Here is a 21,309-nt window from a genome sequence, read left to right on the forward strand (position 1 = left end):
CACCCGGACTTGTCCACCAAGGCATCGAACGCCCGTTCGACGCGGCGATTTCAGCGTTAGCCGAAGATGAGGTTTATCACAGGCCGTCTTGGGGCGCACGGGATCACACTTTCAGCCGAATGACGTGACCCCGACCAGGCGCTAGCGTCCGGCATGCTCATAGCCAGAAACGAGGGCGCTGGGGGCGGAACGTCTCGTCGCGTTGCAGAATGAGCAACTCGCGATTTTGTGCGTTCGTGAGCACTTTCCGCACATGGCACTCTCCGTATTCGGAGAAAGAAGGTCCAATGCGGACTCGAAGATCCCTGGTCGTCTCCGCGGCCGCCACCGCCCTGTTGGGCACCGTGGTCGTCACGGCACCCGCGGCTCACGCCGCGCCGGTGCTACCCGAAGACTTCGCACTGATCGACACGCCCACCGGCCAGCAGGCTGGAGAACTCACCGACGCCGCCTTCCTTCCGGACGGAAGTGTCCTGAGCACCGGTCGTCTGGGAACCGTCCATCTGACACCACAGGGCGGCCAGCCGACCCAGATCGCGTCACTCCCGGTGTTCACCTCCGGTTCGCTCGGCCTCACCGGAATCGCGGTGGCACCGGATTTCACCACCAGCCGAACGGTCTATACCACCAGGGCGATGTCGACCGGTACGTCCACTCAGGTGTTCCGCCTCAGCAAGTGGCAGGCGGACGGCACGGGCGCACCGACCGGCCTGGGGCAGGAAACCCCGCTCCTCGAGCTCCCGGTGAACGCCGATAACAAGGGCATCCAGGATGTCGTGGTCGAGCCGTCGGGCGACACTCTCTGGGTCGCGGTGGGTGACAACGCCACCGTCCAGCCGGCAGGCGGTGCGACCAAGGACAACGTGGACAAGTTCGCCCTGCGTGCTTTGGATCCGGCCCAGCCGACCGGGAAAGTGCTGCGGATCGACACCAACGGCCACGGCTTGTCCACGAATCCGTACTACGAGGCGGGATCTTCCAGTTCCTGGCGAAGCCGCAACTACGTCAGCGGGCTGCGTGATCCGCGAATCACCCTGGACCCCCGGGGCGGGGTGGTCGTCACGGACACCGGCTGGGCCGCGCGTCACGAGGTCAACCTCGCTTTCGCCGGGCAGAACCTCAAATGGCCGTGCTGGGAAGGAACCACCAGGGCGCCTGGCTATCGCGACCTACCGGAATGCGCCAATGTCGCCAACGCCGGGCCACTCGCCGAATCCGTGCACGGAACCGCGGATACCTTGGTCGGCGGAGTCGCTTACACCGGAACCTCCTATCCCGCCATGTACCGGGGAATTCATTTCGTAGCCAACAAGGGTGCACATTCGCTTTCGACCCTTGCCTTCGATTCGAGCGGCCGGGCGACGCAGCAGATCACCGCCCTCGCCACCGATATCGGTGACCCTGTCGCCGTATTGACGGCACCGAACGGCGACATAGTGGTGGCCGACGCCGCTTCCGCCAAGATGCGCAGGCTGAGCTACAAGCCTGCCAACAAGGCCCCGGTCGCCGCCTTCAACGCGACAGTCGCTCCGGCGACGAAAACAGTCTCGTTCGACGCGAGCGGATCGCATGACCCGGACCTCGAGCCCCTCGGCTATCAGTGGGCTTTCGGCGACGGCACCACCGGCAGCGGTCGCACCACGGAACACACGTACTCGGCTACGGAGCCGGTGACGGTCACACTGACGGTGAGCGATTCCCACGGCGCTGTGGCGAACTACAGTCAGACCTTCTTGCCCGGTGAGGCCGGTCCTACCGTCTCACTGACGACTCCCGGCGACGCGACCGTCTTCTCCGCGGGGGAGTCGGTGCACCTCGCCGCGTCGGCGAACGATGACACGGATGGGCCGCTCACTGTCGCCTGGCGAGCCGACCGGCTGCACTGCCCCCGCAGCAGCACGTGTGAAGTCAACTCTCTGCGAACGGGTACCGGCCCGACCTTCTCGTTCCTCTTCCCCTCGGAGACCGACACCCAGGTCGTGGTGACGGCGACGGCGGTGAACGGCCGCAACGTGGCCGCAGGAAAGCGGTACGTCGTGAACCCGAGGACCGCCCGGTTCAGTGTCGCGGGCAGTCGTTCGGCGCGGATCAAGATCGGGGCGCACGAAGACACGAACCGGCTGGTGACCGTGGGTTCCCCCGTCCAGGTATCCGCCCCGGCGACATCGCTCGACCGAGCGAACTTCACCAAGTGGGCCGACAATCAGAGCACGGACCCGACGCGGCAGATCATCATGCCCGCGAGCGGACTCGCGCTCCGTGCGGACTACCAGACCCCCATCCAAAAACGTTACGCGGACGAAGCCCCTCTCCGGACGCTCGTGGGCACTCCGGTGGGGCTGGAGCTCATCGAAGGTGACGGGCACTGGCAGCTGTACACCTCGGGACGTCTGTATTGGACGGAGCAGTACGGCGTCAAAACCGTCGCCGGAGAGATCCTGACCAAGTACGTCACGCTAGGCGCGCACGCGTTCCTCGGGTCGCCGAAGACCGACGAACTCGTGGCCAGAGCGAACAACGGCCGTTACAACGACTTCGTGGGTGGCCCGCTCACCGGTGACGCGTCGATCTACTGGACCTCGAGCATCGGGGCCATGGCGATCCACGGCGAGATCCGGGCGAAGTGGCAGGCGACCAACGGCGAGGCCGGGCCGCTCGGCTTCCCGACCACCGATCAGCTCACGACACCGGACGGGATCGGCCGCGTCAACCACTTCAACAACAACAACGCCTCGATCTACTGGACCGCGGCGACCGGCGCGCACTACGTGATGGGCCGGATCTGGCAGAAGTGGCGTTCACTGGGCTGGGAAAAGTTCTTCGGCTACCCGACCACCGACGAAGTGGCCACGCCGGACAACGTCGGTCGGTACACCCACTTCAGCGGCAACGGCTCGATCTACTGGTCCCCGTCAACGGACGCCTTCGAAGTGCACGGAACGATCCGTGACCGGTTCGCCGCGACCGGCTGGCAAACCGGTGTCGGCTACCCCATCACCGACGAGACGTGGACGCCGGGCAGCAAGGGGAAGTACAACCACTTCCGCCAGGGCAGTTTCGATCACTCGATCTACTGGCGTGCGGGAACGAACGTCGCCTGGGAGGTCAAGGGGATGATCCGTCTTCGCTGGCGCGACCTCGGCTGGGAGACCTCGTACCTCGGCTTCCCCACCAGCGGCGAGTACAACATCCCGACCGGCAAGCGCAGTGACTTCCAGTACGGCTACATCACCTACAACGGATCGACGGGAGCGATCGAAGACCGTCGTTACTGAGTGAACAGTGAGACGCCGGTGCGGCCCGCAAAGGGTCGCACCGGCGTTTCGCCGTCTACAGCCGTCCGCCCGACGTCGTGTCGCCGGAAAGCCGTTGCGCCAGATAGACCGGCACCGTCGAGGCCAGGATCAGCACCGCCGCCACGACGTTGACGATCGGGGCCTGGTTCGGCCGGAACAGGTTGTTCAGGATCCAGATCGGCAGGGTCTCCAGCCCGGTCCCGAGGGTGAACGTCGTGACGATGATTTCGTCGAACGACAGGGCGAAGGCGAGCAGGCCGCCGGCCAGCAGGGCCGAACGCAGCATCGGGAAGGTCACCAGCCGGAACGTCGTGAGCCCGTCGGCGCCGAGGTCCATCGACGCCTCTTCGAGGTTGCCGCCCATGCGCCGCAGGCGGGCGACGACGTTGTTGAACACCACCACGATGCAGAACGTCGCGTGCGCGACGATGGCGGTGAACAGGCCGAGGTCGATACCGAGGATCGTGCGAAAGGCGTTGTTCAGCGCGATACCGGTGACGATACCGGGCAGCGCGATCGGCAGGATGATCAGCAGCGACACCTGGTTGCGGCCGAAGAAGCGGTACTTCTGCAGTGCGAAGGCCGCCATTGTGCCCAGTACCAAGGCGATCGCGGTGGCCGCGAGTCCTGCTTGGACACTCGTCCACAGTGCGTTCAGCGCGCCTTCGTTCTCCGCGGCCCGGCCCCACCATTCGAGGGTGAAGCTCGACGGCGGCCAGCCGAAGGTGGTGTCCGCGTTGAAGGAATTGAGCAGGACCACCAGTAGCGGGAAGTAGATGACGCCGAGGCCGAGCACCAGCGCCGCCAGCAGCAGGTATTTGGTCGTCCGGGAAAGCCGCATCGCGCGCTCCTACAGGTTGTCCAGCGCGCCCGTGCGGCGCACGGCGGCGAGGTAGGCGAGCATGATCACCACGGGCACGGTCGCGACGGTCGCCGCGAACGGCAGGTTGTTGGCCGCGCCGATGTTGTCGTAGACGACGTTGCCGAGCATCTGCGACGTGCCGCCGACGATCTTCACCGCGATGTAGTCGCCCAGCGACAACGAGAACGTGAAGATCGAGCCGGCGACGACGGCCGGGAAGGTCACCGGCAGCACCACCGAGCGGAACGTCCGGAACGGCCGGGCACCGAGGTCGCTCGCGGCGTCCACCAACGAGTTCGGCAGCCGTTCCAGGCCCGCGTAGATCGGCAGGATCATGTACGGCAGCCACAGGTACGACAGCGTGATCACGGTCGCGAGCACGCCGTAGCCCGGGGTGTCGAGGCCGAACGGGTTCAGCAACCAGTGCAGGACCCCGTTGCCGGACAACATGGTCCGCCATGCGTAGGCCTTCACCAGGTAGCTCGCCCACAGCGGCGTCATGACGGCGATCACCAGGAGCCGCCGGGCCCTCGGTGACGCGAATTTGGCCATGTAGAACGCCATCGGGAAGGCGATGATCGCGGTGACCACCGTAACCAGCGCAGCGATCCCGACCGTCCGGAGGGTGATCGTGCGATACACCGCGTCGCTGAACAGGGTGACGAAGTTGTTCAGCGACCACTCGGTCACGACCTGGCCGGTGAAGACGTCGGTGCTCCAGAACGCGGTCACGAACAACGCGGCCAGCGCGCCGAGGTAGGCGAGGCCGAGCCACAGCATCGGCGCGGAGAGCAGGATTCCCAGGCGCAGCTTGGGTTTGCGGTACAGGAAGGCGGAGGTTTTCCGCCGTGGCGAGTCGAGGGTGGTCGTCATCATCTTCCGCCTTGAGATGGGACCGGGAGCGGCCGGCGTGGGGGGCCCACCGGCCGCTCCCGGAGTCGGGAGGTCAGCCCTTGATCTCGGTCCAGGCGCGGGTCCACTCGCCGTAGTCCTTGCACTTGACGTCGGTGCGGCCGTCGAGGCACTGCGTGATCGGCGTCGTCCAGTACTGGATCTTCGAGGCGTACGCGGCGTCACCGGCGTGGAAGGTCTCGCAGTGCGCCTTGTTCTTGGTTTCGGCGCACGCCTTCGGGTTCGAGGGCGATTCACCGAAGTACTCGGCGACCTGGGCGTTCGCCTTCGGGCTGACGATGTGGTTCAGCCACTTGTAGGAACACGTCTTGTGCGGTGACTTCGCGCCCACCATCCAGGTGTCCGACCAGCCGGTCGCGCCTTCGGACGGCAGCACGGACTCGACCGGCGCGCCCTCGCTCTTGGTCAGGTTCACCGTCACCTGCCAGGCGGTGCCGACCACGGCGTCGCCGCTCTTGAGCGCCTGGCTTTCCTTCAGGTAGTCCGACCAGTACTCCGCGACCATCGGCCGCTGCTGCTTGAGCAGGTCGACGGCGGCCTGGAACTGCTTGTCGTCCAAGGCGTACGGGTTCTTGATGCCGAGTTCGGGTTTGTGCGTCTGCAGGTACAGCGCAGCGTCGGCGATGTAGATCGGCGAGTCGTAGGCGGTGATCTTGCCCTTGTACGGGCTGTTCGCGTCGAACATGACCGACCACGACGTCGGCGCCGGGGTCACCTTGTCGGTGCGCCAGGTGAGCAGGTTCGCGCCCCAGCCGTGGGGCACGCCGTAGGAAACGTTGTTGACGCTGTTCCACGGCCGGTTCTTGAGGAAGTCGAAGACGTCGGCGTAGTTCGGCACGAGCGCGGTGTTCACCGGTTCGACGTCGCCGGACGCGATAAGCCGCAGCGACGCGTCACCGGAAGCGGAGATGACGTCGTACTGCCCGGTCTTCATCAGGCTCACGGCCTCGTCGGAGGTGCCGAACGCCTTGACGTTTACCTTGCAGCCGGTCTCCTTCTCGAAGCCGGTGACCCAGTCGACGGCCGGGTCGTTGGAGCCGTTCTCCGCGTAGCCGGGCCAGGCCAGCACGTTGACCTGGCCTTCCGGCTGGCCGAGCTGCGCGAGCGCGTCGAGCTTCGGCGGGGTGAAACCCTGTCCGCCGGGCGCGGCGGCGGTCGAACTGGATCCGGAGGTTCCGCAGGCGGCCACGAGCAGGCCGGCGCCGAGCAGGCCGGCGAGCGCGAGTTTCCTGTTCTTCATTGAACAACCTTTCGGTACAGGGGGAGAACTAACCGGCTTCGGGGACGCGGAAGCTGTGTTCGTGCCGCCAGCTCAGGCGGACGCGGCCGCCTTCGAAGTCCGCGGGTTCGGCGGTGTTCTGCCGGACCACGGCGAGCTGGCCGCCGGCGTCGAGGGTGACCTCGTAGCGCACGGTCGCGCCGGCGTAGACGGTGTCGGTGACCGTGCCGGTGGCGCTGGTCTCGCCGACTCCGGCGGATTTCGAGAGATCGGCGTCGATGCGGATCTTCTCGGGGCGGATGCTGAACACACCGGGTTCGCCGATGATGTTCTCGGCACCGCCGCCGCTGAGCAGGTTCGAGGTGCCGACGAAGCCGGCGACGAACGCCGTCGCGGGCCGCTCGTAGACCTCGACCGGTGAGCCGACCTGTTCGATGCGGCCGGCGTTGAACACCGCGATGCGGTCGCTCATCGTCAACGCCTCGTCCTGGTCGTGGGTGACGAAGATGAAGGTGATGCCGACCTCGCGCTGGATCTGTTTCAGCTCGGTCTGCATGGTGTGGCGCAGTTTCAGGTCGAGCGCGCCGAGTGGTTCGTCGAGCAGGAGCACCTTGGGCCGGTTGACCAGTGCCCTGGCGAGGGCGACCCGTTGCCGCTGGCCGCCGGAGAGCTGGTCGGGTTTGCGCTCCCCGAACTCTCCGAGCCGGACGGTGTCGAGAGCCTCCTTCGCGCGTTGGCGGCGCTCCGCGCGGGGGACGCGTTTCACCCGAAGGCCGTACTCGACGTTCTGCTGCACCGTCATGTGCGGGAAGAGCGCGTAGTCCTGGAAGACGGTGTTGACGTCGCGGTCGAACGGCGCGAGGCGGCTGACATCGCGGCCGTGGAGTTCGATCGTGCCCGCCGTCGGCAGTTCGAAGCCGGCGATCATGCGGAGCACGGTCGTCTTGCCGGAGCCGGACGGGCCGAGCATCGAGAAGAACTCGCCGGGCGGGATGTCGAGATCGACGCCGTCGACCGCGTGGACCTGGCCGAACTCCTTGCGCAGCCCGCGCAGCCGGATGGCCGGAATGTCGCCTCCACCTGCGGAAGTGGTAGCAAAGGTCCCTTGCTCCCCCGCGGCGGCGGTGGGCGCTTGATGAGGCATGGCGTGCCTTTCGGTGGTCGTCACAGCGCGCTCATCACGTGCTTGACGCGGGTGTAGTCCTCGAGGCCGTAGAGCGAGAGGTCCTTGCCGTAGCCGGACTTCTTGAAGCCGCCGTGCGGCATTTCGGCGACCAGCGGGATATGCGTGTTGATCCACACGCAGCCGAAATCGAGCTTCCCGGCCAGCCGCATCGCCCGCTGGTGGTCGGTGGTCCACACCGACGACGCGAGCGCGTACTCGACGCCGTTGGCCGCGGCGAGCGCTTCGGCTTCGGTCTCGAAGCGCTGCACGGTGATGACCGGACCGAAGATCTCCGTCTGGCTGATCTCGTCGTCCTGACGGACCCCGGAGATCACCGTCGGTTCGTAGAAGTAACCCTCGTTCCCATGCCGCTTACCTCCACAGTGGACTATCGCGTGCGCGGGCAGCCGATCGACGAAACCGGCGACCCGGTCGAGCTGGGCGGCGTTGTTGAGCGGGCCATAGGTGACCGACGTGTCGTCGGGCTTGCCGGTGGTGGTCGCCAGCGCCTGCCTGGTGAGAGCCGCGACGAAGGTGTCGTGGACCTCGTCGGCGACCAGGACGCGCGTCGCCGCCGTACAGTCCTGGCCCGCGTTGAAGTACCCGGCCGCGGCGATGCCTTCTGCGGCCGCTTCGATGTCGGCGTCCGCGAAGACGACTACGGGCGCTTTACCGCCGAGTTCGAGGTGTACGCGCTTCACGTCCTTCGCGGCCGAAGCGGCGACTTCGATCCCTGCCCGCACGGAGCCGGTGATGGACACCATCGCGGGGATCTCGTGCTCGACGAGCGCCCGCCCGGTTTCGCGGTCGCCGCAGATCACGTTGAGCACGCCGGGCGGCAGGAATTCGGCGCAGATTTCGGCGAGGAGCAGGGTCGACGCGGGCGTCGTGTCGGCCGGTTTGAGCACCACGGTGTTCCCCGCGGCGAGCGCGGGCGCGATCTTCCAGACCGCCATGAGGAGCGGATAGTTCCACGGCGTAACCTGCGCGCACACGCCGATCGGTTCTCGGCGGACGAAAGAGGTATGCCCTTCCATGTACTCGCCCGCCGACCGTCCTTCGAGGACACGCGCGGCCCCCGCGAAGAACCGCAACTGGTCGACGATCATCGGCAGTTCTTCGGCCGCGGTGAGCGCGACCGGCTTGCCGGTGTTCGCCGATTCGACGAGGACGAGGCCGTCCGCGCGGGCTTCGACGGCGTCCGCGATCTTCAGCAGCGCGAGCTGGCGCTGCGCGGGCGTGGTCTCACGCCAGGTTTCGAACGCGGCGGCCGCGATCTTGAGCGCGCGATCGACGTCTTCGGGGCCGGCGACGGCGGCGGTGCAATACGGGCGGCCGGTGACGGGATCGACGATGTCGGCGACCTTGCCCGACGCGGATCCGGTGTACTCACCGCCGATGAAGTGCTTCAACTGCTGCACGAGACCTCCAGGGGCCTGGGGGCGTGAGGTGGTAGCAAAGGTCCCTTGCTCCCTCGTGGGGTTGCGCGGGAGCTAAAACATATAAGTCCATAGGTTAAATGACAAGACGATGGTGCAAGATTGCTTCCATCGGGTAGCGGTACGGGCGAAGGGCCACCATGCGTAAGGGGATGTCGCACAGCGCGCGATCAGCGATGTTCGCTCCGCTCGACCAGATCGGCCGGGCGGAAGCGGTCACCGCGCGGCTGGTCGACGCCATCACGCTCGGCTTGCTGGCCGATTCGGAACAGCTCCCGAGCGAAGCCGAGCTGGCCGCCCAGTTCGGCGTCTCCACCGTGACGGTCCGCGAAGCGCTCGTGGCCTTGCGACAGCAGGGCCTTGTCGAGACGCGACGCGGCCGAGGCGGCGGAAGCTTCGTGAAGACGCCTGCCAACCCTTCGGCCGCTTCGTGGCGAGAGCGCCTTCGCACGGTCTCGCTTTCCGAGCTTCGCGACGTCGGCGATCACTACCTCGCCATCGCGGGTGCCGCCGCCAAACTCGCCGCCGAGCGGAGTTCGCCCGAGGACATCGAGCGGCTCGAACTGGCGACCGAGGACATCCGCACCGCCACCGGCGCGGAAGCGTCGCGCGCCGAGCGCCAGTTCCATCTCGAAGTCGCCGCGGCCGCCCAATCGCCGCGGTTGACCCGGGAAGAAGTGCAGTTGCAGAGCGAACGCGGGGGACTGCTGTGGCTGCCGCTCGAGCCGCACGGCACCCGCGAGAACGCCTACGCCGAACACCGTGCGATCGCCGCCGCCATCGCACAGGGCGACGGCGAGCTGGCCAGGAAGCTCACCGAGGAGCACATCCTCGAAGCGATAGACCGGCTGGCGGGCGTGCATTTAGACCTTCTGGCCCCTTAAGCTGCGGCATCCGCGCATCCGAGGTGAGCATCGTGAACGACACACCGTCCGCCGGTTCCGAGGTCGTGGAACAGGTATCCGCCCTGGTCGAGGACGTCTTCGGCCGGCTGAAGCCGGTACTGGCCGGCGCTGAAGGACTCCTGGCCGCATCCGCCGATGTCACCGCGGAAGACCTGACCCGTCTCCGGCCGCAGGTCTTCGAGGTCCTCGGTGGCCTGGTCGTCGGTGCCGGGTTCATCAGCGCGCCGAATCTGCTGTCCGATCAGGAATTCGGCTTCGAGTGGTGGACCGAGACCGGCGATGCCGAACCGGTGCAACTGGTCATCAGCCTCGATCCGGACAGCGAGAACTTCCTCGACTACACCCGGCAGTCGTGGTTCACCGTCCCGCGCGACACGGGCCGCCGCCACATCAACGGCCCGTACGTCGACTACCTTTGCACCGACGAGTACACGCTGACCTTCACCGTCCCTGTCCAGCGCGATGGGGCTTTCGCGGGCGTCGTCGGCGCGGACATCTACGTGCGCGAGGTCGAGCGCCTGCTGCAGCCGAAGCTGCGCGCCCTGGGCGGCCGCGCGGCCCTGGTCAACGCGCAGGGCCGGGTGATCGTGTCGAACAACGCGCGGCAGGCGACGGGCTCGCTGGTCCGCGAGGTCGACGTCCCGGCGTGGTGGTCCGCCGGTGCGGAGCCGGTCACGACCGAGACCGGCACGCAACTGCGGCGGTGCGGGGACTCGCCGATCGCCTTGGTCAGGTCCGAGCGCTGACCTGCAGCGCGAGCCAGAATTCGGCGCGCACCCCTGGGGAATCGAGGTCACGGCCGGTCAGTTCGGCGACCTTGCGCATGCGGTTGCGCAGGGTGTGCCGGTGGACGCCGAGCCGCGCGGACGCCAGATCCCAGTGACCGTGGTGTTCGAGCCAGCAGGTCAGCGAGGCGACCAGTTCTCCCCTGCCGGTTTCGTCATGGTGCCGCAGCGGCGCCAGCAGACTGTCCGAAAACGCTTGCGCCGCTTGGGAATCGACCAGGCTGAGAAAGCCGCGTCCGGCGTGTTCGGCGAACCGGACCAGTGGGGACCGCTCGGCCTTCGCCGCTTCCGCCGCCTGTTTCGCCTGCCGTAACCCCGCCGGGAAGTCCACTATGGACACCGGCTCCGACAGCCCGGCGTGCAATCCACCGATCCGGGAAGCGTGCCGGACGACCGCCTCCACGTCACCGAGGGCGAGCACGAACGCCCCGGACTCGCCGAAGAACACCGTCTCCCCCGCCAGTTCGGCGTCGAGCACATCGGCGAGCGATCGGCGCGCACTCGCGGGACCGGCGACGGCCAGCACGGACCATGGCGCTTCCGGGACACCGCCCCAGAGCGACTTCATCGTCCGCGTGGCGACTTCGCCGTGTCCCGCGGCGAGCAGGTCACACAGCCCCGACCTCAGCCGCCGCAGGGCTCCGCTGTGCTCACGGTTCTGTTCCAGGGCAAGGGAAAGCAACGACACCGCGGTGTTGACGATGTGCTGTCCGGCGGCGTCGAGCGGCTCGCGCGTGCCGACGGCGAGTACGCCCCGGGCGCGCGTGTCGAGTGTCTGCAGTACCACCTCGTACTCCCCCGCCACCGTCACCAGCGTGCCCGCGCGCAGCCGCGCGAAGTCGTCCTGGAGTTCGTCGGCGAAGGGCCGCGCGGAGGGCGAAGCCTCGGTGACCGCGCCTGACGAATCGAGCAGGAGGACCCAGCCGTCGATCAGCTTCGCCAGCTTCCGCACGACCCCGCCGGGGCCGCCCTTGCCGACGGCGGTCCTTGTCAGTTCCTGCTGCCCCTTGCCGGTGCGCACGAGCGAGGCATATTCGTCGGCGGCGACCGCGCGAGACACCGCGCGAGTGATCGCGATGAACGGCGTCTTCCTCGGCACCTCCAGCACCGGGAGCCCGATCTCTTCGGCGGTGTCCACAAGAGACCGAGGGATGCTCTCGTGGCTGAGGCCGACCCCGAAACCGAGCCCCGCCACGCCCGCGTCGACCAGTCGCCGGATGTACCCGGGTGAGGTGGTCTCATCGAGGGCGAGGCCGGTGGTCAGCAGCAGTTCGCCGCCTTCGAGGAAGGCCTGCGGATCGGTCAGTTCGGTGGGATGGACCCAGCCGATCGGCCGGTCGAGCACCGCCTCGGCCGCGCGCACCCGCAGGCCGAGTGAACGTTCGGCCACGAGGGCGGCGAGGGTCAGTGCCATGTTGTCCAACTCTACGCCTCGATATCGACAAGATGTCGAGCTGACGGCGCCGGGCGCGGCTCCCATCCTGGAGGGCGACCACCGTCCCTCGCGTCCGCAGGAGTTTGGCCGTGACCGCCACCACCGAAACACAGCGCAGGCTGCGCACCGAGATCCCCGGCCCCGCCTCGCGCGCCCTGCAGCAACGGCGCGCGGCCGTAGTCGCTGCGGGCGTGAGCTCGGTGCTGCCCGTCTACGTCACCTCGGCCGAAGGCGGCCTGCTCACCGACGCCGATGGCAACGTCCTGATCGACTTCGGCTCCGGTATCGCGGTGACCAACGTCGGCCACGCCGCGCCCGCCGTCGTGGACCGCGTCCGCGAGCAGGCCGGCCGGTTCACGCACACGTGTTTCATGGTCACGCCGTACGAGGGCTACGTCGAGGTGTGCGAAGCACTCGACAAGCTGACGCCGGGTACGCACGAGAAGCGTTCGGTGCTGTTCAACTCCGGCGCCGAAGCCGTCGAGAACGCGGTGAAGATCGCCCGCGCCGCGACCGGCCGCCAGGCGGTCGTCGTGTTCGACCACGCCTATCACGGCCGCACCAACCTGACGATGGCGCTGACCGCGAAGTCCATCCCCTACAAGCACGGTTTCGGTCCGTTCGCGCCCGAGGTCTACCGGGTGCCGGGGTCGTACCCGTACCGCGACGGCCTGTCCGGTCCCGAGGCCGCGCGCATCGCCATCGACCGCATCGAGAAGCAGATCGGCGGCGCCGAGGTCGCGGCCGTCGTGCTGGAGCCGGTGCAGGGTGAAGGCGGTTTCATCGAGCCCGCTCCCGGTTTCCTGTCCGCGCTTTCCCGCTGGTGCACCGAAAACGGTGTCGTCTTCGTCGCCGACGAGGTGCAGACCGGCTTCTGCCGCACCGGCGAGTGGTTCGCGTCCACGCACGAGGACGTCGTGCCCGATCTGATCGCCACCGCCAAGGGCATCGCGGGCGGGCTGCCGCTCGCCGCCGTCACCGGCCGCGCGGAACTGCTCGACGCCGTCGGTCCGGGTGGCCTCGGTGGCACCTACGGCGGTAACCCGATCGCGTGTGCCGCGGCGCTCGGCTCGATCGAGATCATGCGGCAGGAGAACCTCGCGGCGTCGGCGAAGCGCATCGAGGCCACGGTGCTGCCGCGGCTGCGCGCACTGGCCGAGGAGACCGGCGTGATCGGCGACGTCCGCGGCCGCGGCGCGATGCTGGCCGCCGAGTTCGTGAAGCCGGGCACCACCGAACCCGACGCCGACCTGACCAAGCGGATCGCGCAGGCCTGCCACCAGGCGGGCGTCGTCGTCCTCACCTGCGGCACCTACGGCAACGTCGTCCGACTGCTGCCGCCGCTGTCCCTGTCCACCGAACTGCTCGAAGAGGGCCTGTCGGTCCTGGAGCACGCTGTCCGTACGGAGGCCTCCAAGTGACCACGTTCCCTTACTGGGTAGCCGGAAAGCCGGTCACCAGCGACGAGACCGTCGTCGTCCGGCACTCCTTCGACGGGAGCGAGGCCGGGTCACACCACGTTCCGTCCACTTCGGACATCGAAGCCGCGGTCCAGGCCGCGCACGACGTCCAGGACGAGTTCGCGACGCTGCCCGCACATGTCCGGGCGGGCGCGTTGGACCACGTGTCCCGAGTTTTGGGTGAGCGGTCCGAAGAGATCGCACAGCTGATCACCGCCGAGTCGGGCAAGCCGCTGAAGTGGGCGCGCGGCGAGGTCGGGCGGGCGGCGTCGACGTTCCGCTGGGCCGCCGAGGAGGCCCGCCGGTTCTCCGGTGAGCTGCAGCGGCTCGACACCGACCCCGGCGGCACCGGACGGCTCGCGCTCGTGCGCCGTGTGCCGAAGGGCCCGGTGCTCGGCATCACGCCGTTCAACTTCCCGCTGAACCTGGTGGCGCACAAGGTGGCGCCGGCGATCGCGGTCGGCGCGCCGATCGTGCTCAAGCCCGCGCCCGCGACGCCGCTGACCGCGTTGCTGCTCGGCGAGATCCTCGCCGAGACCCAGCTGCCCGCCGGCAGCTGGTCGATCCTCCCGGTGAGCAACGAGGAATCGGCCAAGCTGGTGGCCGACCCGCGGCTGCCGGTCGTGTCGTTCACCGGATCCGTGCCGGTGGGCTGGGGTATCCGCGACAGCGTGCCGCGCAAGCACGTCGCGCTCGAACTCGGCGGCAACGCCGCGGTGCTCGTCTGTCCTGATTGGACGGATCTGGACTTCGCGGCGCAGCGGATCGCGACGTTCGCGATGTACCAGGCCGGTCAGTCCTGCATCTCGGTGCAGCGCGTGTACGCGCACGCCGACGTCTACGACGAGCTTCAGGCGAAGGTGCTGGAGCAGGTGCGCGCGCTCGGGACCGGCAACCCGCGGACGGACGGTGTGGACGTCGGGCCGCTGATCAACACCGACGCCGCTTCCCGGGTGGAATCGTGGATCACGGCGGCGGTCGAGGCGGGCGGCGAGCTGCTGACCGGCGGAAAGCGTGACGGCGCCACCGTCGAGCCGACGGTGCTCGCGAACGTGCCGGAGGACGCGTCGGTGATGGCCGACGAGGTCTTCGGGCCGGTCGTGTCGATCACGCGGGTCGACTCGGTGGACGACGGCGTGCGCCGGATCAACGACTCGCGCTTCGGTCTCCAGGCCGGCGTTTTCACGCGTGACCTGCCGACGGCGTTCGACGTGTCCGCGAAGTTGCGTGTCGGCGGTGTGCTCGTCGGCGACGTCCCGAGCTTCCGGGCCGACCAGATGCCCTACGGCGGCGTGAAGGACTCCGGCGTCGGCCGCGAAGGCCCGGCGTCGGCGATGGCGGACTTCACCGAGGAACGCGTCACCGTCCTGACCGGCCTGACCCTCTGACCTGCCCGCATTTAGTCCTCTGGATGCGCTACGGCCGCATTCAGAGGACTAAATGCGTGAGGTGGGAGTGAGCCTCGACGAGCGAAGGGCCGTACCAGGTCAGGTAGCGGCCGGAGACCAGGACGTGCTTCGCGCCGGGGAACGCTTCGGGGCCGTCGTCGGCAGTGAACTCGTAAGGCTCGTCGGGCAACACGAGCAGGTTCGCGTCTTCGGTCGCGAAGCGCGCTTGGAGCTCGTCGAGCTTCGGGCGGGGGTAACGCTCTTCGTCGTCGGCGTAGACGTTGCCGATTCCGACGCGACGCAGCACGTCGCCGCCGAAGGTGTCCCTGCCGAGCACGATCCACGGCTTCCGCCAAACCGGCACGACCGCGCGGAAGCGCTCCGGCGACGTCTCCCGCCAGATCTCCTCTGCCTCGACCAGCCACTCGGGTTCGGCGAGGTCGTAGGCCTGCGTCAGGATCCGCCGGATCGAGGCGAGCGCGCTGGGCACGGTCGCCGACGCCTCCATCACCCAGACCGGGATCCCGTTGGCGCGTAAGCGTTCCACGTCCTCCGGCCGGTTCTCCTCGGAGTTGGCCAGCACCAGATCCGGTTCGAGTTCGAGCACCTTGTCCACGTTCGGGTACTTCGAGCCGCCCACCCTCGGGACGTCCAGATCCACCGGATGGGTGCAGTAGTCCGTGGCGCCCGCGAGCCTTCCCGGCGCGCTCACCTCGACGGCCTCGGTCAGCGACGGCACGAGCGAGACCACCCGCGACGCCGGTTCGCGCAGCGGGACCACTTCGCCGAGGTCGTCGATCATGCCCGCTCGAACGACAGTTTCCGCTTGTCGACGTCCACCGCGGTGAGCCGGACCCGGATCCGCTCGCCTTCCGGCGGCTTCTCGCCCGCGCATTTGCCTATGACCGGGGGATTCTCGATCAGGATCTCCGACTTGGCTTCGTCGGCCCGCAGCACGATCGCGTCGAACTCCTCGCCGATGTGCTCGGCCATGACCCAGGCCTCGACCTGATCGATGCACGCGCGTTCGACCTTGGCCGCCAGCGTGTCGGACGCCGACATCTGTTCCGGCACCTCCGAAAGCGCCGCGCGGACCCATTCGGGCACCTCGCGGCCCGCGCTCACCGCGAGACAGATCTCGGTGGCGAACCGGTCGACCAGCCGCCGGATCGGCGCGGTGACATGGGCATACGCGCCGCCGATCCCGGCGTGGGTCGTCAGCTCCGGCAGTTCGCCGTCGAACGCGGTGTACCCGGCGCCGCGCAAAAGCCTTGTCGTGTCGGCGAAAAGGGCCATGGACGCGGGCTGGCCGGGATCGAGCGCGGCCAGGAACTCCGACACGCTCTTGCCTTCGGGCCACTCGATGTTCAGCGCCTGCGCGGACCGGCCCAGCCATTCGACCGCCTCGGGATCGGGCTGCGGCAACGTGCGCAGGACACCGATCTTCGCGTCGATCATGATCTTGGCCGCGGCCATGCCGGTGAGCAGCGAGATCTCGGCGTTCCACGCGTCGACGTCGTTGCGCGGCCGCTGGATCAGCGCCCAGCCGCCGTCGGGGTCGCCGTTGATCTCCTGCTCCGGCAGTTGCAGTTCGACCGCGCCGCGCCGGATCGCGAGTTCGCGGCGCAGGCGGCCGAGCTCCGGCAGCGCGGCGACCGAAGGATGCGGGTCGCCCGCGTCGATCGAGGCCTGGACGGTCTCGTAGTCGAACTGCTCGATCGACCGGACCAGCGCCCGGCGGACCTTGGTCGCCGTCGGCTCGCCGTTCGCGTCGACGTCGATGGTCCACAGCACGGCGGGCCGGGTCTCCCCCGGCAGCAGGCTCGCCGCGCCCTCGGACAGCACCGGCGGGTGCAGCGGGACGTTCCCGTCGGGCAGGTAGAGCGTCTGGCCGCGGCGGCGCGCCTCCTTGTCGAGCGCGCCACCCGGCGGGATGAACGCGGCCAGATCGGCGATCGCGTAGTGGACCCGGAACCCGCCACCGTCGGCGCATTCGATCAGCACCGCCTGGTCGAGGTCCTTGGCTCCGGGTGGGTCGATGGTGACGAAGGGCAGGCCGGTGGCGTCTTCACGGTCCCCGGCCGACTCGAGCGGGTCGACGACGGCCGCCTCCGCCTCGGCGAGCACGTCGGGCCCGAACGACTCCGGCAGCGCGAACTCGGCGCGCAGGTGACCGAAGTCCCCTCCCGCCGCAGGTGTCCTGATCACGAGTGGAGGCACCACCCAACCCTATCCCGATCCGGCGCCGTTGATCGCCCGTTCGGGCGCGGGCCGGTCGGGTGTACGTTACGGATCGAAATGAAAACCGATACCCTTTTCAAAACGACAGGAAGGGCCGTGGCGTGAAGATCGCGTTCGTCGGGAAGGGCGGCAGCGGCAAGACCACGCTGGCGTCGCTGTTCACCGCGTACCTGGCAGGCGACGGGAAACCGGTGCTGGCGATCGACGCGGACATCAACCAGCACCTCGCCGTCGCCCTCGGCGCGAGCGAGGAAGAGGCCATCGCGTGGCCGACGCTGGGCGACAACATGGGCCTGATCAAGGAGTACCTGCGCGGCGACAACCCGCGGATCGCCGACGCGGCCTCGATGATCAAGACGACGCCGCCGGGGCGGGGGTCACGGCTGGTCCGGCCGTTCGAAGACAACCCGATCTTCGAGGCGTGCTTCCGCGACTTCGGCGGCGTGCGGCTCGGCGTCACCGGGCAGTTCGACGAGGACGACCTCGGCGTCGCCTGCTACCACTCGAAGGTCGGCGCGGCGGAACTGCTGCTGAACCACATGATCGACGACGCGGGCGAATACGTGGTCATGGACATGACCGCGGGCGCCGACGCGTTCGCGTCCGGGCTGTTCACGCGGTTCGACGTGACGTTCCTGGTGTGCGAGCCGACCGTGCGCAGCGTCGGCGTGTACCGGCAGTACGCCGACTACGCGCGGGACTTCGGGGTGCGGCTGGTCGTCGTGGGCAACAAGGTGACCGAGGACGAGGACATCGAGTTCCTGCGCGAAGAGGTCGGCGACGCCCTGCTGGGCTGGATGGAGAACTCGCGGCACGTCCGCGCCGCCGAACGCGGCCGCGCGCGCCCGATCGGCGAACTCGAGGCGCACAACCTCGGGACGCTGGGCTCGATGCTCGCGACCGTCGACGGCGAGCGGCGAGACTGGGCGCGTTATCAGCGTCAGGGCGTCGAGTTCCACCTGCGCAACGCGCGGGCTTGGGGCAGCGGGCGGGCCGGGGAAGATCTCACGGCCCAGGTGGATCCGGAGTTCGTGCTGGGGCCGGCGCTCGCCGGGCAGGACGCCTGACCTGCCGGGCGCGGCACGCTGCGAGGGCAGGCGAGCGATCGGCCCGGGTGGTCGTGAGTGGCGTTTCGGGTTCTAACCCTTATCGCCACTCACGACGTCCTGACCCGGGTCAGTCGCCGTTCCACTTGGCGTCTTCGGCGTCGGCCTGCCTCGTGCGTTCCTTGGCGATCTCCAGGGCGCGCCTGGCCGTCGCCTCGTCCGGGTACGGGCCGAGGAGGTCGATGCTCCGGCCGCGTTCCAGGTGCTCGACCTGGTTCGTCTTGGTGTTGAAGTACCAGCCCTGATCCGGGTTCGGGTCGCTCGACATACGTCAAGCCTGACATCACCCGGACGTCCTGTCATCACTTGCGATAGCGGTAGGGGATCTCCGTGGGATCACCGGTCGGGCCGAACTCGCCGCCCTCGGGCGGATCCACCTTCGAGCTTTCCGGCACGTTCTCGGCGAGTTCGTCGAACCAGCCGCGGTGCATCGGCACGCCACGCGGCGGGGTCGCCGGTTCCGGCGCGACGGGGATGCCCTGCGGAGGCGACGCCGGCCTCGCGACCGACGGCGGAGCCGTGACAGGCGGGTCCGGAGGGCTCACGGGCGGCTCCGGTTCGGCCTGGCTGGCTGCCGCGGGTTGCACCTCCGGAGTGGCCGGAGGGGCGCTGACCGGCGGCGGCTGCATCCGACTGGGCTGAGGCAGCGGAGGCGGCGCCTGGGACACCGGTGGCTGGGTCGGAGGCGCCTGGGACACAGGCGGCTGAGGCGCGGGCGCCTGAGTGGCTGGAGGCTGCGGTGCGGGCGCCTGCGGAGCCCCGTGATTGCCCGGCAACGGCGGCGCGGGCGGGCCGGCAGGCGGCGTGACCGTGCGCCACACCGGCGCGGGTCCGATGTTCATCGGCGCCGGAGCACGCGGCGGCTGCCCGGTCGCCGGCGGCGCGGTCTGCGAAGGCGGCGGAGGTGCCTGACGCTGCGAAGGCTTCGGGATCGGGTCAAGGCACGAGACGAGCACCGTGGTGTTCGCCGGATCCTCGACCTTCCGGCCGCTTCGCTCGCGGTAGATCATCTCGCCTTCGGTGTCCATCTCGACCAGGTAGCCGGCCTCCGCCAGCTGCTCTTCGTCGAGATCGACGAGCTTCTCGTAACGCGACGGGACGACCCGGTAGATCGGCCAGGCGAGCCTGCCGTTCTCCTGGTGGAACTGGGCCAGCAGCGCGGCCATCTGCTGCTGCCACGGCAGCGACATCCCCTCGGCCAGCGAACGCGGCAGCACGACGTAACCGGGATCGACGCCCGGCCAGCCCTGGTTCAGCTGGTCGGCCAGCGGCGTGCTCGACGCCGGACGCGCCGCCTGCCGTGCGGGCTGGGCGGTGCCGAAAAGATCGCGGGGGTCGACCTCCTGGCCGGCGCCCGCCGCGGGCTTGCCTCGCCTTCCGAATTTCCGTGCCACGTTCTTCATCCTCTGCCAGTGTGCGGCCGCTCGCCGGTGGACAGGCCGCCACTTCGGGTGAATCCGATGGTCCCGCGGTCGCGATACCACGCTTTCACCATGCTAAACGCCAGGACGGACCGCCTGCGCGACCACTTCGGCCTCGTCGAAGGAGAAATCGCGGATGTGCACCGGCACCCCGGTCTGCTGCGCTTCGACGATCTTGCCGTCACCCAGGTACATCATCACGTGGTGGATGGTCGCCGGGTTCGACGGCACGGTGGCGAGGAACAGCAGGTCACCCGGCTGCGCCTGCCGCACCGGCAGCATCGCGCCGCCCTTGTACTGGTCACGCGAAACCCGCGGGATGATGATCCCCGCCGACTCGTAGGCCCGCAGCATCAGCCCGGAACAGTCGTAGCTGTTCGGTCCGGTGGCGCCCCAGACGTACGGCTTGCCCTGCTCGGCGAGGGCGAACTTGATGGCCTGCGCGGCCGCCTGGCTCGGCGGCACGACACTGCCGACGCTCGTCCCGCAGCCGACGACGTCGACGACCTGGCCCTCGTTCTGCACGAGGAGCGCCGCCATCGGCTCCCAGTTGTGGTACCGGTCGGGGAAGCCGGAGCGCTCGACGCGCTGGGCGGCGTCGCCGGGCCGCATGTTCTCCCAGTCCGGCACCGCGAGCAGGACGTCGTAGAACTTGTTGACCTGGTACGGCGGGTCGGTGACCTGGGCGACGGTGCCCCAGCCCATCGACGGGCGCATCTGGAAGATGCCGAGCGAGTCGCGGTCGCCGTAGGTCAGGTTCCGCAGTTTGGACTCGGTCATCCCGGCCTGGATCGCCACCTGCCACGCGCGCGGGGACAGCGTGCGCTGCTTGCCGATCGAGATGATCAGCGCGACGATCCCCTTCTGTTCCTCGTCCAGCTTGTTGACGTCCGAAGAACCGCGATCGGTCTGCCCTGGCAGGGTCGGCCCGATCGACGCGTCGCAGGAGGTCTTGACGACCCCGCCCGACTGCGCCTCGACATGATCGGTCACCACCTTGGTGACCGTGCTCGTGGTGACGACCGCGGCGAAGACCGCGGCGATCAGCACGCCGACGATGATCCCGATCTTCATCGGGTCAGCCCGCTTGCGTGTACTTGGTGACCCGCCATCCCGGGTTCGTCTTGACGACGGTGACCCGGACCTTGGGCCCGTCCGTCGGGACGTCGACCTCCATCGACCCGACCACCGAGGACGCGACCTGCGGCTCCCCGGAAACCCTGGTCGCGGTGATGTTCGCGGGATCCACCGAGGTCATTTCCCCGGCCAGGTACTCCTCGGTGGTGTACGGCCGCAAGCCGTTCAGCCACTGCTCGGTCGTCGTGCCGTCGGGATGATTCGCCCATGCCGTCACCCACTCCTTGGCGACCCGGACCCCGTCCTGGTCAGGTGGCGCGGAAGACGGCGGCGGCTGGGTGGTGAGCCTCGGCGGCAAGGTCGACGTCACGGTCACCGGCGCCGCGACGCCGGTTCGCGAGGTGGTCGTCGCCGAAGCACCCGGCCCGTTCGCCGTCTGTCCCGGTTTTCCGATGGCCTTGGGCAACAGGATGCCCAAGGCGGTGAGCACGACCGCGAGGATCACCAGCGTGCCGACGAGGTGGCGGGGCGAGCGAAGCGGCCAGCCCCACAGTCTGCGGTAGACCGCGGTACGCCCGCGGTTGGTCCGGATCGGCAT

General features: G+C 68.6%; 18 protein-coding genes. 6 read left to right on the forward strand and 12 right to left on the reverse strand.

Features of this window, described 5'->3' with window-relative positions; all coding sequences use genetic code 11:
- Positions 1-287: 287 nt before the first annotated feature.
- Positions 288-3,275: a PQQ-dependent sugar dehydrogenase gene (locus DMC61_RS39595; RefSeq protein ID WP_125695563.1), complete on the forward strand. Its 2,988-nt coding sequence runs from the start codon at positions 288-290 to the stop codon at positions 3,273-3,275.
- A 55-nt stretch (positions 3,276-3,330) separates the two neighbouring features.
- Here the strand turns inward: DMC61_RS39595 and DMC61_RS39600 are convergent, their stop codons facing one another.
- The 5 genes from DMC61_RS39600 to DMC61_RS39620 all read right to left on the reverse strand — a co-directional run bounded on the left by DMC61_RS39600 (position 3,331) and on the right by DMC61_RS39620 (position 8,875).
- A complete protein-coding gene (locus DMC61_RS39600) occupies positions 3,331-4,137 on the reverse strand; it encodes an ABC transporter permease (RefSeq protein ID WP_016331598.1) in 807 nt (268 codons plus the stop codon).
- Positions 4,138-4,146: 9 nt separating this feature from the next.
- Positions 4,147-5,031 carry an ABC transporter permease gene (locus tag DMC61_RS39605; RefSeq protein ID WP_125695564.1) on the reverse strand — a complete coding sequence of 295 codons (885 nt, stop codon included), beginning with the start codon at positions 5,029-5,031 and terminating at the stop codon, positions 4,147-4,149.
- Between the two features lie 73 nt (positions 5,032-5,104).
- Entirely contained in the window at positions 5,105-6,310 is a 1,206-nt protein-coding gene (locus DMC61_RS39610; RefSeq protein WP_016331596.1) for an ABC transporter substrate-binding protein, read from the reverse strand.
- A 28-nt stretch (positions 6,311-6,338) separates the two neighbouring features.
- Positions 6,339-7,433 carry an ABC transporter ATP-binding protein gene (locus DMC61_RS39615; RefSeq protein ID WP_370456452.1) on the reverse strand — a complete coding sequence of 365 codons (1,095 nt, stop codon included), beginning with the start codon at positions 7,431-7,433 and terminating at the stop codon, positions 6,339-6,341.
- Positions 7,434-7,453: 20 nt separating this feature from the next.
- Positions 7,454-8,875 carry a gamma-aminobutyraldehyde dehydrogenase gene (locus DMC61_RS39620; protein WP_125695566.1) on the reverse strand — a complete coding sequence of 474 codons (1,422 nt, stop codon included), beginning with the start codon at positions 8,873-8,875 and terminating at the stop codon, positions 7,454-7,456.
- Between the two features lie 158 nt (positions 8,876-9,033).
- Here DMC61_RS39620 and DMC61_RS39625 point away from each other — a divergent pair, with 158 nt between their 5' ends.
- Together DMC61_RS39625 and DMC61_RS39630 are read left to right on the forward strand one after the other, a co-directional pair.
- On the forward strand, positions 9,034-9,777 hold the full coding sequence (locus DMC61_RS39625; protein ID WP_125695567.1) for a FadR/GntR family transcriptional regulator: 744 nt from the start codon (positions 9,034-9,036) through the stop codon (positions 9,775-9,777).
- Between the two features lie 32 nt (positions 9,778-9,809).
- Positions 9,810-10,544 carry a cache domain-containing protein gene (locus DMC61_RS39630; protein WP_125695568.1) on the forward strand — a complete coding sequence of 245 codons (735 nt, stop codon included), beginning with the start codon at positions 9,810-9,812 and terminating at the stop codon, positions 10,542-10,544.
- On the opposite strand, the gene DMC61_RS39635 is transcribed toward DMC61_RS39630, so the two are convergent.
- Positions 10,528-11,997: a PucR family transcriptional regulator gene (locus tag DMC61_RS39635; protein ID WP_199750216.1), complete on the reverse strand. Its 1,470-nt coding sequence runs from the start codon at positions 11,995-11,997 to the stop codon at positions 10,528-10,530. The genes DMC61_RS39630 and DMC61_RS39635 overlap by 17 nt on opposite strands.
- Before the next feature lie 110 nt (positions 11,998-12,107).
- On the opposite strand from DMC61_RS39635, the gene gabT reads away from it, so the two are divergent.
- Positions 12,108-13,439, forward strand: a complete 1,332-nt coding sequence (gabT, locus tag DMC61_RS39640) for a 4-aminobutyrate--2-oxoglutarate transaminase (RefSeq protein WP_199750217.1) — start codon at positions 12,108-12,110, stop codon at positions 13,437-13,439.
- Entirely contained in the window at positions 13,436-14,866 is a 1,431-nt protein-coding gene (locus tag DMC61_RS39645; protein WP_125695571.1) for an aldehyde dehydrogenase family protein, read from the forward strand. The genes gabT and DMC61_RS39645 overlap by 4 nt, the downstream gene beginning before the upstream one ends.
- A 40-nt stretch (positions 14,867-14,906) precedes the next feature.
- Here the strand turns inward: DMC61_RS39645 and DMC61_RS39650 are convergent, their stop codons facing one another.
- Positions 14,907-15,668, reverse strand: coding sequence for a helical backbone metal receptor (locus DMC61_RS39650; protein ID WP_125695572.1), 762 nt, complete (start codon positions 15,666-15,668; stop codon positions 14,907-14,909).
- The gene (locus DMC61_RS39655) at positions 15,665-17,074 is read right to left on the reverse strand and encodes an RNB domain-containing ribonuclease (protein ID WP_125695601.1); all 1,410 of its coding nucleotides are present in this window, start codon (positions 17,072-17,074) and stop codon (positions 15,665-15,667) included. The genes DMC61_RS39650 and DMC61_RS39655 overlap by 4 nt, the downstream gene beginning before the upstream one ends.
- Positions 17,075-17,208: 134 nt before the next feature.
- On the opposite strand from DMC61_RS39655, the gene DMC61_RS39660 reads away from it, so the two are divergent.
- Positions 17,209-18,174, forward strand: coding sequence for an AAA family ATPase (locus DMC61_RS39660; protein WP_125695573.1), 966 nt, complete (start codon positions 17,209-17,211; stop codon positions 18,172-18,174).
- A gap of 109 nt (positions 18,175-18,283) precedes the next feature.
- Here DMC61_RS39660 and DMC61_RS39665 read toward each other — a convergent pair whose 3' ends face one another.
- From DMC61_RS39665 to DMC61_RS39680, 4 genes are all read right to left on the reverse strand, one after another.
- A complete protein-coding gene (locus DMC61_RS39665) occupies positions 18,284-18,481 on the reverse strand; it encodes a hypothetical protein (protein ID WP_016331585.1) in 198 nt (65 codons plus the stop codon).
- Positions 18,482-18,515: 34 nt separating this feature from the next.
- Entirely contained in the window at positions 18,516-19,607 is a 1,092-nt protein-coding gene (locus DMC61_RS39670) for a hypothetical protein (RefSeq protein WP_125695574.1), read from the reverse strand.
- 102 nt (positions 19,608-19,709) lie between these two features.
- The gene (locus DMC61_RS39675; protein ID WP_016331583.1) at positions 19,710-20,708 is read right to left on the reverse strand and encodes a C40 family peptidase; all 999 of its coding nucleotides are present in this window, start codon (positions 20,706-20,708) and stop codon (positions 19,710-19,712) included.
- 4 nt (positions 20,709-20,712) lie between these two features.
- Positions 20,713-21,309 (reverse strand): hypothetical protein, encoded by a 597-nt coding sequence (locus DMC61_RS39680; RefSeq protein ID WP_016331582.1) that lies wholly within the window; start codon positions 21,307-21,309, stop codon positions 20,713-20,715.

This window comes from Amycolatopsis sp. WAC 04169, assembly GCF_003947535.1.
In the GTDB taxonomy this organism is placed as follows: Bacteria; Actinomycetota; Actinomycetes; order Mycobacteriales; family Pseudonocardiaceae; genus Amycolatopsis; species Amycolatopsis keratiniphila.

What these genes read in the sequence shown, in the direction of transcription:
- DMC61_RS39595 (WP_125695563.1), top strand. Translation starts at nt 288, where the DNA reads ATGCGGACTCGAAGATCCCTGGTCGTCTCCGCGGCCGCCACCGCCCTG.
- DMC61_RS39600 (WP_016331598.1), bottom strand. Translation starts at nt 4,137, where the DNA reads ATGCGGCTTTCCCGGACGACCAAATACCTGCTGCTGGCGGCGCTGGTG.
- DMC61_RS39605 (WP_125695564.1), bottom strand. Translation starts at nt 5,031, where the DNA reads ATGACGACCACCCTCGACTCGCCACGGCGGAAAACCTCCGCCTTCCTG.
- DMC61_RS39610 (WP_016331596.1), bottom strand. Translation starts at nt 6,310, where the DNA reads ATGAAGAACAGGAAACTCGCGCTCGCCGGCCTGCTCGGCGCCGGCCTG.
- DMC61_RS39615 (WP_370456452.1), bottom strand. Translation starts at nt 7,433, where the DNA reads ATGCCTCATCAAGCGCCCACCGCCGCCGCGGGGGAGCAAGGGACCTTT.
- DMC61_RS39625 (WP_125695567.1), top strand. Translation starts at nt 9,034, where the DNA reads ATGCGTAAGGGGATGTCGCACAGCGCGCGATCAGCGATGTTCGCTCCG.
- DMC61_RS39635 (WP_199750216.1), bottom strand. Translation starts at nt 11,997, where the DNA reads ATGGCACTGACCCTCGCCGCCCTCGTGGCCGAACGTTCACTCGGCCTG.
- DMC61_RS39650 (WP_125695572.1), bottom strand. Translation starts at nt 15,668, where the DNA reads ATGATCGACGACCTCGGCGAAGTGGTCCCGCTGCGCGAACCGGCGTCG.
- DMC61_RS39665 (WP_016331585.1), bottom strand. Translation starts at nt 18,481, where the DNA reads ATGTCGAGCGACCCGAACCCGGATCAGGGCTGGTACTTCAACACCAAG.
- DMC61_RS39675 (WP_016331583.1), bottom strand. Translation starts at nt 20,708, where the DNA reads ATGAAGATCGGGATCATCGTCGGCGTGCTGATCGCCGCGGTCTTCGCC.
- DMC61_RS39680 (WP_016331582.1), bottom strand. Translation starts at nt 21,309, where the DNA reads ATGCCGATCCGGACCAACCGCGGGCGTACCGCGGTCTACCGCAGACTG.